Origin of the sequence: Sphingomonas horti, assembly GCF_009753715.1 — a bacterium.
Taxonomy (GTDB): Bacteria; Pseudomonadota; Alphaproteobacteria; order Sphingomonadales; family Sphingomonadaceae; genus Sphingomonas_B; species Sphingomonas_B horti.
Window position 1 is genome coordinate 145,156 of sequence record NZ_WQMS01000002.1, and the last position, 10,618, is coordinate 155,773.

Sequence of the window (10,618 nt, forward strand, 5' to 3'; positions counted from 1 at the left end):
ACGGCACGGCCGGTGCGACCAATTCCCCGCCCGCTGCGACCGGAGGGGCCGCGCTTCAATCTCGTCGACGGGACACCTAGATTGATCGTCGATGGCCGATTCCTCCCACGAAATCGTCGCACGGATCGGCAACGGCATCTCCGTCTTCGATGCGCAGCAATGGGACGCGTGCGCAGGGGGCGCGAACCCGTTCGTCAGCCACGCTTTTCTGTCGATTTTGGAGGAGTCCGGCAGCGCGACTGCGCGCGCGGGCTGGCAGCCGCTGCCGATCGCGGTCGAAGGCGCCGACGGGCGCCTGTCCGCGGTCGCGCCGGCCTATGCGAAGAGCCACAGCCAGGGCGAATATGTGTTCGACCACGCCTGGGCGGATGCCTATGCCCGCGCCGGCGGCCGCTATTATCCGAAGCTCCAGATCGCGGTACCGTTCACGCCGGTGCCGGGGCCGCGGCTGCTGCTCGGCGACGACAGTGCCGCGCCGCACCTGATCGCTGCGATCGAGGCAGCGACCGGGCAGAACGGCCTGTCGTCCGCTCATGCGACGTTCGTCGCACCGGACCAGGTGACGCTGTTCGAGCAGGCAGGCTGGCTGATCCGCACCGACAGTCAGTTCCGTTGGCGGAACCATGGCTATAGCTCGTTCGAGGATTTCCTGGCCGCTTTGTCGTCGCGCAAGCGCAAGACGATCCGCCGCGAGCGCGAGGAAGCGGTGCGCGGGCTCGAGATTCGGCATCTGACCGGCCGCGACCTGACCGAAGACGCCTGGGACGCGTTCTGGGCGTTCTACCAGGATACCGGCTCTCGCAAATGGGGCCGGCCGTACCTGACCCGCGCCTTCTTCTCGCTGCTGGGGGAGCGGATGGCGGACCAGGTGCTGCTGATGCTCGCCTGGCGCGGCAAGCGCCCCGTCGCCGGCGCGCTGAACCTGATCGGCGCCGACACGCTGTACGGCCGCTATTGGGGCGCGGTGGAGGAAGTGCCGTTCCTCCATTTCGAGCTTTGCTATTACCAGGCGATCGATGCCGCGATCGCGCGCGGGCTGCGGACCGTGGAGGCCGGCGCGCAGGGGTCGCACAAGCTCGCCCGGGGCTATGTGCCGGTGCCGACCTATTCGGCGCATTTCATTCCCGATGCCGGCTTCCGCGCCGCGATCGCCGATTATCTGGCGCGCGAGCGCGCGGCGGTCGCCCGCGAGATTGCGTTCATGGGCGAGATGGCGCCGTTCAGGCGAGGCTGACAGCCGGGCTTTCTGTCGGCAGACAAATGTGCGTGGCAACCGTCTTGCGCCAGCAACACACCTTCGCCATATGGCGGCGCATGTTCAACCTGATCTCGCTGCTGATCGGCGTCCTCGCCATTCCCTGGGTGCTGCTGGCTGCGCTGCCGCTGATCGGCGCGCTGAACTGGCTGGTCATCCCCTGGGCGCTGCTCGGCCTGTTCTTCGGCGTGCTGTCGCGCGGAACGGCCGGCCGCAACCTGAACCTGGTCGTGCTGATCGTCGCGCTGATCCGGCTCTGGCTGGGCGGCGGACTCTTTTGAGCGCGGAGGACCCGGCCCGCAAAGGCGTGCTGTTCGGTTTGGCCGCCTACCTGAGCTGGGGCTTCCTGCCCATCTATTTCAAGCACCTGCACGGCGCGCTGCCGACCGAAGTGGTCGCGCAGCGCGTGCTCTGGTCGGTGCTGCTGCTGGCGGCGCTGATCGCGGTCTCGCATCGCTGGCAGCATTTGCGGGCGGCCATTGCCAGCCGCCGCGCGCTCGGCATCCTGGCTGTCTCGGCGCTGCTGATCGGCGCCAATTGGCTGATCTACATCTGGGCGATTTCCGCCGACCATGTGCTGGAAACCAGCCTCGGCTATTTCCTGAATCCGCTGGTCAACGTCGTGATGGGCGTGGTGCTGCTGAAGGAGCGGCTGACCCGCGCTCAAGGGCTCGCGGTGGCGCTGGCCGGGACGGGAGTCGCGGTGCTCGCGCTCGGCGCCAGCTCGGGTCTGTGGATCAGCCTCGCGCTTGCCGGCACTTTCGCGACCTATGGGCTGCTCCGCAAGATCGCGCCGGTGGAGAGCCTGGAGGGGCTGGCGATCGAGACAATCCTGCTGGCACCGCTTGCCGCGCTTTACCTGGCGTGGCTGGCGAGCCGGGGTGAACTGGCGTTCGGCGCGGACCCGCACCTCACCTGGCTGCTCACGTTGAGCGGCGTGATGACCGCAACCCCGCTGCTGCTGTTCGCGGCCGCCGCGCGCCGGCTGCGTTATTCGACGCTTGGCCTGCTCCAGTATATCGCGCCGACGATCCAATTCCTGCTCGCGGTGCTTGCCTATGGCGAGCCGCTGACCACGGCGCACATCGTCTGCTTCGCGCTGATCTGGACCGGCCTGGCTGTTTTCGCGGCCGACGGGCTCAGGCGGGCGCCGGCGCGGGCCCGGCCCGAACCCGCTACTTGTCCCTAATGCTGAGCTCGCCTTCGGTGGTGCCGTTGGCGCCATCGCGCATGTCCAGCGTGACCGGCTTGCCTTCCTCGCTGGTGCCGGTGAAGCGGTTGCCCTGCAGCGTCATCTTGAAGTCGTTGGCGTCGAACTGCTGCTGGAACCAGGCGGCGACCTTGTCGCGGCCGGCGGGCGCGACGAAGCGCAGGTTGAACGCGCCTTCGTTCTTGTCGTCGTCGGCGTTGACATGGATGCCGGCGACCTTGCTGTCCGGGTAAAGGCGCAGCCCGTCGATCTCCATATTGCCGGTGAGCGCACCGAGGAACGGGATCTTGACGTCGGCCTTGACGCCCGGGGTGTCGATCTTCAGCCGGCCTTCCTTGCCGGATTCCGCGGAAATCTGGGTCGAGCCATTGTCGGATCGGATGTCGACCGCCGCCCCGTCGCCCTTGCGGTCGCAGGCGGCGAGCAGTGCGATCGGCACCAGCAGAAGCAGGCGAGCGGACATGCGAAGCTCCACTGTGTTATTTCAACAATACAGTACGACCGGCTGCGCCTGCGGTCAAGACGGGGCCGCAGGCAATCCGAACGGGCTGGTCTCCGGCCCTGACCTGCCGCAGGGTGAAGCGATCGCTGGACAAATGGGGGACGACGAATGCCGACGCTGCTGCTGCTCTTCGCCTCCAACATGTTCATGACGATGGCCTGGTACTGGCACCTGAAGGGCGGCATGGAAAAGCCGCTGCTGCTGGTGATCCTGATCAGCTGGGGGATCGCGCTGATCGAATATTGCCTGGCCGTTCCCGCCAACCGGATCGGCTACGCGCATGGCTGGACCGGCGGCCAGCTCAAGATCGCGCAGGAAGCAATCACGCTGATCGTCTTCGCAGGCTTCATGGTCCTCTACCTGCACGAGCCGCTGCATTGGCGGCACCTGGGCGCCTTCATCTGCCTGATGGGTGCGGTCGCGTTCGTGTTCCTGGGAAAATAGCCCCTCCCAAATACGGGAGGGGCTGAGAGACTAGCGGCAGCGCACCTGGCCGCGCTCGATCTCGCGGCCGAGAGCGGCACCCGCGGCGCCGCCGATCAGCGTGCCGAGCAGGCTCGACCGGCCATCGTCGATCGCGTTGCCGAGCAGCGCGCCGATCGCGCCGCCGACGATCAGCCCCGTGGTGCCGTCCGACCGGCGGCAATAATAGCGCCCGTCGCGGCCGCGGTAGATGCGGTCGTTCCGGCTCAAGCGGCGCTCGCGATAATAGCGGCCGTCGCGGTAGTAGCGGTCGGCATAGTAATAGCGCTGGCCGGGCTCCAGCCGGTTGTAATCGTAGCGCCGCGACTGGCGCCAATCGCGCAGCGCCTGGCGCCGCTCGCGACGGGCTTCGCGCATGTCCTGCCGGTATTCTCGGTCGATCTGCGCCCGGGTTTGCGCGGGCGCCGGCGTGGCGGCGATCGTCGGCAGACCGGCCACGATCATCAGGGCGATCATCATCTTTCGCATGGGCGACCTCCTCATATGGCGCCCCGGTGAACGGATCGGCTGCGCTCCGGTTGCGTGCGGCCCCAAGACGCGCAATTCTGCGACCCCTGGGGAGGAGCGACGATGGGGAAGACCGATCCGCGCGTCGACGCGTTCATCGAAAGCAAGGCGGTGTTCGCGCAGCTGATCCTGCGTCACATCCGCGCGATCGTCCATCGCGCCTGTCCGGAGGTGGAAGAAACGCTCAAATGGAGCATGCCCTCCTTTACCTATAAGGGGCAGATCCTGGCCGGCATGGCGGCGTTCAAGGAGCATGCGACCTTCGGCTTCTGGCGGTCGAAAGAAGTGACCGGTACCGAACAGGCCGAATCGGCGATGGGCCAGTTCGGCCGGCTGACCAGCATTGCGGACCTGCCGGAAGACACGGCGCTGGAAGCGATGGTGCGAAAGGCCGCGGCGCTGATCGATTCGGGCACGAAGGCGCCGCGGCCGCTCAAGCATCCGAAGCCGCCGCTCGCCATACCGGACGATCTGCGCGCGGCCCTGGCCGCGAACCCAGGGGCGCAGGCGGCCTATGACGGCTTCCCGCCGGGCCAGCAGCGGGAATATCTGGAATGGGTCACGGAGGCCAGGCGTCCCGAGACCCGCGCTAAACGCGTCGCCCGGGCCGTCGAATGGATGGCCGAAGGCAAGCGCCGCAACTGGAAATATGAGAGCTGCTGATCTCGGTCCCGTCATCCCGAGCTCGACCCGGGACCCACCTTCTTCATTCAAGGAAGGTGGAGCTTCCGCCGAAGTGATGTCGGTCAGCTCGCCGGCGTCGCCAGCAGCTCAGCCAGCTTCGAGCGGAACGCGCGAAGCTCGTTGCCGCTCAGCAGCGAAGTGCTGACGAAGCTGACCGACTTCGGGTTGACCGCCTTGCCGCTGCGATAGACCTCGAAATGCAGGTGCGGGCCGGTCGACAGGCCGGTCGAGCCGACATAGCCGATCACCTGGCCTTGCCGGACATGCTGGCCGGAGCGGACGGCGATGCGGCTCATATGCGCATAGCCCGTGCCCATATTGCCGCCGTGCCGCAGCTCGACGAAATTGCCGTGCCCGCCATGGCGGCCGGCGAAGGTCACGACACCGTCGGTGACCGCATAGATCGGGGTGCCGGTCGGCGCGCCGAAATCGACGCCCTTGTGAAGTCTGCTATAGCCGAGCAGCGGATGGAACCGCATGCCGAAGCTGGAGGTCAGGTGCCCGGTCACCGGACGGGTCAGGCCGGCACGCTTCTCGCCGACGCCGGCCGCGTCATACCATTCGGTGCGGCCGCCGATCGACCATTGCAGAAGCTGCAGCTTGCGGCGTCCCTGGGCCAGCCCCGCGTAGAGCAGGTTGCCGGTCTCGACCTCGCCGGTTTCGGCCCGCTTCTGTTCGATGATCAGGTCGAACCGGGCGTCGGAGCCGATCGCACCGACCGACATCTTGCTGCCGATGGCGCGCAGATAGGCCTCGACCGCCCGTGCCGGCGCGCCGGCCGCGCGAGCGGCGCGGTACAGGCTGTCTCCGACTTCTCCGGTGACGCGCAGCGGCGTATAGTCGACGCGGATCGGCTGACGGGTCAGCTGCAACGCGCCGTCGACGCGCGTCACTTCCAGCCGCAGGTCGAAGCGGGCGCGGAACGCCAGCGCGTCCAGCGGCCGCGCCATGTGCTTGTTGGCGCGGCGGCCGAGTCGGATGTCGAGCCGCGTGCCCGCGGCGAGGTCGCCGAGCGGCACTGCCGAGGCAATCATGCCGGCAACCTGCTCGGCCTCCGCAGCCGCGACGCCGGCCCGCTCCAGCACGCGCGCGAAGCTGTCGCCTTCGCCCACCGCCGCGCTCAATTCGAGCATCGGCCGCTCCGGCGCTTCGGAGAGTGGGCGGACAAGGTCGGTCGCCGCCATGTGACGGCCGCTGTCCGCGCCATAGGCAAGCGGCGCGATCGACTGCGCGCGCACCTGGTCCCACTGATCGGTCGTGGCGATGGCCGGCGTGGCGCCCGGGATGGGGCGGTACAGGCCCGGCGCCAGCACCAGCGCGGCGCCGCACAGGCCGGCGAGCGTGCCGAGGCCGCGCCACCACTCCTTCGAACCGATGCGCGCGCCGAGGTCGACGACCAGGTCGAGATCGGCGAAGCGGCCGTCCGCCGGTCCGCGGCGCCCGAATCCCGGGGCAAGCGCGACCGCGGCGCTGCCGCCGCCAAGCGTGAATCCGTGGTCGTCAGGCCGATACAAAATGCTGCCCCCCGGCAAGTGGCGCCGCGATCATGCAGCGGCGAGGTCGCAAGGACTGTGGACAATCAGGGTTAACGTCAACCTAAGTTGCTGGCGCGAAAGCCGTTACTGCGGCGAAACGCGCCGGTCGCGCGTTCAGTCGCGCAACTGCTTGTGATTACGACGCGAACAACCAAGATAGCGGCAATGTCCAGCTTCGCTTCTTCGCCGGTCGCGGCGGTCCTGGGGCCGACCAACACCGGCAAGACCCACCTCGCGGTCGAGCGGATGTGCGCGCATTCGAGCGGCATGATCGGCTTTCCGCTGCGGTTGCTGGCGCGCGAAGTCTATGACCGCGTCGTCGCGATCAAGGGCGAAAACCAGGTCGCGCTGATCACCGGCGAGGAAAAGATCGTGCCGCCGCACGCGCGCTGGTTCCTGTGCACGGCGGAATCGATGCCGCTCGACAGGGACGTGGCGTTCATCGCGCTGGACGAGGCGCAGCTCGGCGCGGACCCGGAGCGCGGCCATGTCTTCACCGACCGGCTGCTCCGCGCCCGCGGCCGCGAGGAGACGCTGATCCTCGGCTCGGATGCGCTCAGGCCGATGGTCAAGGCGCTGCTGCCCAGGACCGAGATCGTCAACCGCCCGCGCTTTTCGACGCTCAGCTTCGCCGGGGCGAAGAAGCTGTCGCGGCTGCCCAAGCGCTCGGCCATCGTCGCCTTCTCGGCCGAGGAAGTCTATGCGGTAGCCGAGACGCTGCGCCGCTTGCGTGGCGGCGCGGCGGTGGTGATGGGCGCGCTCAGCCCTCGCACGCGCAACGCCCAGGTCGCGATGTTTCAGGCCGGCGAGGTCGACTATCTGGTCGCGACCGACGCGATCGGCATGGGCCTCAACATGGACGTGGCGCACGTCGCCTTCGCCTCGCTGCAGAAATTCGACGGCCGGCGGACGCGGCGGCTCAGCGTTGCCGAAATGGCCCAGATCGCCGGGCGCGCCGGGCGTCACCAGCGCGACGGCACGTTCGGCTCGCTCGCGATGGACGGCCCCGGCGCCTTCACGCCCGAAGAGATCGAGGCGATCGAGAACCACCGATTCCCGCCGCTCGACTTCCTCTACTGGCGCGACGGCGATCCCGATCTGTCGAGCCTCGACGCGCTGATCGCCTCTCTGGAGGCGAAACCCGACAGGCCGGTGCTGCGCGCGGCGCCGCAGGCGATCGACCTTGCCGTGCTGAAGCGGCTGGCCGACGAGGATTGGGTCCGCGCCCGCACCCGCAGTCCGCAGGCTGTCCGGCGGCTCTGGGCCGCGTGCGGCCTGCCCGATTTCCGCAAGACGGGCGCCGAGCACCACGCCCGCTTCGTCGGCCGCGTGTACCAGCATCTGTCCGAAGGCAACGGCCACGTCCCCCACACCTGGTTCGCGGAAGAAATCGCGCGGCTCGACCGCATCGGCGGCGACGTCGACACGATCGCCGATCGCATCGCCTCGATCCGCAGCTGGTCCTACATCGCCCACCGCGCCGACTGGCTGGACAACCCGCAGCACTGGGCAGAGCGGACCCGCGCGACCGAGGAGAAGCTTTCCGACGCGTTGCACGCCGCGCTGACTCAGCGTTTCGTCGATCGCCGCACCTCGGTGCTGCTGCGCGAGATCGGCGCCGGGCTCGACCAGCTTCCGGTCGCGATTGCCGAGGACGGAGCCGTTACCGTCGATGACGAGCCGATCGGCCGGCTCGACGGCTTTGCCTTCACGCCCGACGCGAGCGCCAGCCATGCCGATGCGCGCCGGCTGATCGCCGCCGCCGACCGCCGCCTCGCCGGCGAGCGAGCCGCGCGTGCGCGTGCGCTCGCGGCAAGCGAGGACGCGGCATTCGTCCTCGCGACCGAGACCGGCCAGCCGCCGGCGATTCATTGGAACGGCCGCGAGATCGCGCGCTTCGAACCGACGCGAGAGCTGCTCCGGCCGAGGCTGAAGCTGGAGCGCGCAGCCGCCGCGCTGGAGCCGGGCAGCCGCGACATCATCTTTGCGCGGCTCCATCGCTGGCTGGAGGCGCGCACCGAGAAATTGCTGGACCCGCTGGAGCGGCTGGCGGCGGCGGCGGCCGACCCGACGACCGCGCCGGCGCTCCGCGCGCTGCTCGCGCCGCTCGCCGATTCAGGCGGGATCGTCGAGCGCCGTGCCGTCGAGACGGTGCTGGCCGCACTTTCCCGGGATGACCGCGCCGCCGCGCGCAGGCTGGGCCTGACGATCGGCGCGCTCGACATTTTCGCGCCGTCGCTGCTGAAGCCGGAGCCGCTCAGGTGGCGCACCGCGCTGCTTGCGGTGCGGGAGCACCAGGCCATGCCCGCGCTGCCGCCGGCCGGGGCAGTGCTGTTGGCCGCGGGCCATGCAAAGACCCCGGGCTTTCGCGCGATCGGCCGGCAGCAGGTCCGGATCGACATGGTCGAGCGCATCGCCCGCGCTGCGCATGAAGCGCGTGAAGGCAAGCGACCGTTCACGCCCGACCCGTCGCTCGCGACCTCCGTCGGCCTTGAGCCGAAAACGCTCGCACGGCTGATGCTGTCGCTCGGCTTCCGCGCGCTTCCGGCCGAGCCGGGCACGGAACCCGCATGGCGCTGGCACGGCCGCCGCCGCGCCCCGGACCAGCGCGCGCCGGTCAATCCGAACAGCCCCTTCGCGGCGCTTGCCGGGCTGGGGCAGTGAGTTTGGCACTCAAGCTCTCAAACTCCGTTCGGACTGAGCCTGTCGAAGCCCTTCTTTGCTCTTTCGGCGTCTCACGAAGAGAGGGCTTCGACAAGCTCAGCCCGAACGGAGTGCAAATGGCCGCGGAGCATCTGGGTGACTGACACCGTTCGCCTCGACAAATTCCTGTGGTTCGCGCGCCTGGCGAAGACGCGGAGCTTCGCGCAGGACGTCGCTGAAGCCGGGCATATGCGGATCAGCGGCCGGGTCGTCGATCGCGCGGCCGCGCCGGTGCGGGTCGGCGACGTGCTCAGCTTTCCGCTGCACGGGCGCGTCCGCGTGATCCGCGTGGAGGCACTGCCGGCGCGGCGCGGGCCGGCGGCGGAAGCGCGGCTGTGCTACAGCGACTTGTCTCCGCCTGTTGACGCGCCCGGCGCCGCGACCTAGCGAGGCGGCAACCGCTTCCAGGGGCCCGAGACCAATGACCTACGTCGTCACCGATGCCTGCATCCGCTGCAAGTACATGGATTGCGTCGAGGTCTGTCCGGTCGACTGCTTCTACGAAGGCGAGAACATGCTGGTGATCAATCCCAGCGAGTGCATCGACTGCGGCGTCTGCGAGCCCGAATGCCCGGCCGAGGCGATCCTGCCCGATACCGAGAGCGGCCTGGAGAAGTGGCTGGAGCTGAACGCGACCTTCTCGGCGCAGTGGCCGAACGTCACGCGCAGCCGCGGCGCGCCCGCCGATGCCGACGAGCACAAGGGTGAGGAAGGCAAGTACGACAAGTACTTCTCGCCGGAGCCGGGCCAGGGCGACTGAGCCTCGCGCGGCCATCGGCGCGGTTTCCACCGTTAACCATCCAAATCGCTGTGTCGGCTTCCCGACAACGCTGGCATTTTTATTTCCGATCTGTTAAATGGATCAATACCGGGCTTGGCTCGGCACAGATGTCCCTTACATCTGCAAGAAAGGTCCAACTCCTCCTCTGACCGTCCGCTCCCGACGAGGTCGCGTTACGCCCGCATTGATACGGGCGCGCGTCGGGCCCGGACCAAGAAGACAGAAAGGTCACTCATGGCTGCCAAGGCGCTCAGCTTCGATGTTGGCGATTACGTTGTCTATCCAAAGCATGGCGTGGGTCGCGTCGTTGAACTTCAACGGCAGGAAATCGCGGGCGCGAGCCTCGAACTCTATGTCCTGCGGTTCGAGAAGGAGCGGATGACGCTCCGCGTTCCCACCAACAAGGCCGAGAGCGTCGGCATGCGCAAGCTGTCTTCGGACAAGACGATGCGCGAGGCGATGGAGACGCTGAAGGGCAAGCCCAAGGTCAAGCGCACCATGTGGTCGCGCCGCGCGCAGGAATATGAGGCCAAGATCAACTCGGGCGACCTCGTCTCGATCGCGGAGGTCGTGCGCGACCTGTTCCGCGCCGACGACCAGCCGGAGCAGAGCTATTCCGAACGTCAGATCTTCGAAGCGGCCGCCAGCCGCCTCGCCCGTGAGCTCGCCGCGATGGAGCAGATCGACGAGCCCGGCGCGCTGAAGAAGATCCTCGAAATCTTGAACAAGGCCGCCGCGATCTACAACAAGGCCAAGGCCGACGCCGCGGCGGAGTAACGGTCCCGGGCCTCAGGCCTGACGAAAAGGGCGGTGCCGAAGGGCGCCGCCTTTTTCTTTTGGCGTAGGGAAAGCCCCAGTGCGCCCCGTTGTGGATACTAGAGCGTTTTCAGCTTAGGTAGCGGCATAGCCACAGTTGCGGAGATAGTTTGCGCATTCGGCTGGCGGGAAGCGGTCGAGG

12 protein-coding genes are annotated in these 10,618 nt (G+C 68.2%); 9 read left to right on the forward strand and 3 right to left on the reverse strand.

Annotation, left to right across the window (positions count from 1 at the left end; all coding sequences use genetic code 11):
* Window positions 1–91 precede the first annotated feature (91 nt).
* The 3 genes from GON01_RS03280 to rarD all read left to right on the forward strand — a co-directional run bounded on the left by GON01_RS03280 (window position 92) and on the right by rarD (window position 2,444).
* Entirely contained in the window at window positions 92–1,234 is a 1,143-nt protein-coding gene (locus GON01_RS03280; RefSeq protein WP_157025935.1) for a GNAT family N-acetyltransferase, read from the forward strand.
* A gap of 80 nt (window positions 1,235–1,314) precedes the next feature.
* A complete protein-coding gene (locus GON01_RS16845) occupies window positions 1,315–1,536 on the forward strand; it encodes a hypothetical protein (protein WP_232328624.1) in 222 nt (73 codons plus the stop codon).
* Window positions 1,533–2,444, forward strand: coding sequence for an EamA family transporter RarD (rarD, locus tag GON01_RS03285; protein ID WP_232328625.1), 912 nt, complete (start codon window positions 1,533–1,535; stop codon window positions 2,442–2,444). The genes GON01_RS16845 and rarD overlap by 4 nt, the downstream gene beginning before the upstream one ends.
* Here rarD and GON01_RS03290 read toward each other — a convergent pair.
* The gene (locus tag GON01_RS03290) at window positions 2,431–2,928 is read right to left on the reverse strand and encodes a hypothetical protein (RefSeq protein ID WP_157025937.1); all 498 of its coding nucleotides are present in this window, start codon (window positions 2,926–2,928) and stop codon (window positions 2,431–2,433) included. The genes rarD and GON01_RS03290 overlap by 14 nt on opposite strands.
* A 147-nt stretch (window positions 2,929–3,075) precedes the next feature.
* Between GON01_RS03290 and GON01_RS03295 the strand changes: the two genes are divergently transcribed.
* Window positions 3,076–3,411 carry a DMT family protein gene (locus GON01_RS03295; RefSeq protein WP_157025938.1) on the forward strand — a complete coding sequence of 112 codons (336 nt, stop codon included), beginning with the start codon at window positions 3,076–3,078 and terminating at the stop codon, window positions 3,409–3,411.
* 30 nt (window positions 3,412–3,441) lie between these two features.
* Here the strand turns inward: GON01_RS03295 and GON01_RS03300 are convergent, their stop codons facing one another.
* Window positions 3,442–3,918, reverse strand: coding sequence for a glycine zipper 2TM domain-containing protein (locus GON01_RS03300; protein ID WP_181600256.1), 477 nt, complete (start codon window positions 3,916–3,918; stop codon window positions 3,442–3,444).
* 102 nt (window positions 3,919–4,020) lie between these two features.
* On the opposite strand from GON01_RS03300, the gene GON01_RS03305 reads away from it, so the two are divergent.
* On the forward strand, window positions 4,021–4,620 hold the full coding sequence (locus GON01_RS03305; protein WP_157025939.1) for a YdeI/OmpD-associated family protein: 600 nt from the start codon (window positions 4,021–4,023) through the stop codon (window positions 4,618–4,620).
* An 83-nt stretch (window positions 4,621–4,703) separates the two neighbouring features.
* Here GON01_RS03305 and GON01_RS03310 read toward each other — a convergent pair whose 3' ends face one another.
* On the reverse strand, window positions 4,704–6,155 hold the full coding sequence (locus GON01_RS03310; protein ID WP_157025940.1) for a M23 family metallopeptidase: 1,452 nt from the start codon (window positions 6,153–6,155) through the stop codon (window positions 4,704–4,706).
* Between the two features lie 186 nt (window positions 6,156–6,341).
* Between GON01_RS03310 and GON01_RS03315 the strand changes: the two genes are divergently transcribed.
* The 4 genes from GON01_RS03315 to GON01_RS03330 all read left to right on the forward strand — a co-directional run bounded on the left by GON01_RS03315 (window position 6,342) and on the right by GON01_RS03330 (window position 10,437).
* The gene (locus GON01_RS03315) at window positions 6,342–8,840 is read left to right on the forward strand and encodes a helicase-related protein (RefSeq protein WP_157025941.1); all 2,499 of its coding nucleotides are present in this window, start codon (window positions 6,342–6,344) and stop codon (window positions 8,838–8,840) included.
* Between the two features lie 135 nt (window positions 8,841–8,975).
* A complete protein-coding gene (locus tag GON01_RS03320; protein ID WP_181600257.1) occupies window positions 8,976–9,266 on the forward strand; it encodes an RNA-binding S4 domain-containing protein in 291 nt (96 codons plus the stop codon).
* Between the two features lie 34 nt (window positions 9,267–9,300).
* Window positions 9,301–9,639 carry a ferredoxin FdxA gene (gene fdxA / locus GON01_RS03325; RefSeq protein WP_157025943.1) on the forward strand — a complete coding sequence of 113 codons (339 nt, stop codon included), beginning with the start codon at window positions 9,301–9,303 and terminating at the stop codon, window positions 9,637–9,639.
* A gap of 255 nt (window positions 9,640–9,894) precedes the next feature.
* Window positions 9,895–10,437, forward strand: coding sequence for a CarD family transcriptional regulator (locus GON01_RS03330; RefSeq protein ID WP_157025944.1), 543 nt, complete (start codon window positions 9,895–9,897; stop codon window positions 10,435–10,437).
* Window positions 10,438–10,618: the final 181 nt, after the last annotated feature.

Excerpts from the sequence above, each read along its gene's own strand:
- GON01_RS03280 (WP_157025935.1), top strand. The coding sequence starts at position 92 with ATGGCCGATTCCTCCCACGAAATCGTCGCACGGATCGGCAACGGCATC.
- GON01_RS16845 (WP_232328624.1), top strand. The coding sequence starts at position 1,315 with ATGTTCAACCTGATCTCGCTGCTGATCGGCGTCCTCGCCATTCCCTGG.
- GON01_RS03290 (WP_157025937.1), bottom strand. The coding sequence starts at position 2,928 with ATGTCCGCTCGCCTGCTTCTGCTGGTGCCGATCGCACTGCTCGCCGCC.
- GON01_RS03295 (WP_157025938.1), top strand. The coding sequence starts at position 3,076 with ATGCCGACGCTGCTGCTGCTCTTCGCCTCCAACATGTTCATGACGATG.
- GON01_RS03300 (WP_181600256.1), bottom strand. The coding sequence starts at position 3,918 with ATGCGAAAGATGATGATCGCCCTGATGATCGTGGCCGGTCTGCCGACG.
- GON01_RS03305 (WP_157025939.1), top strand. The coding sequence starts at position 4,021 with ATGGGGAAGACCGATCCGCGCGTCGACGCGTTCATCGAAAGCAAGGCG.
- GON01_RS03315 (WP_157025941.1), top strand. The coding sequence starts at position 6,342 with ATGTCCAGCTTCGCTTCTTCGCCGGTCGCGGCGGTCCTGGGGCCGACC.
- fdxA (WP_157025943.1), top strand. The coding sequence starts at position 9,301 with ATGACCTACGTCGTCACCGATGCCTGCATCCGCTGCAAGTACATGGAT.
- GON01_RS03330 (WP_157025944.1), top strand. The coding sequence starts at position 9,895 with ATGGCTGCCAAGGCGCTCAGCTTCGATGTTGGCGATTACGTTGTCTAT.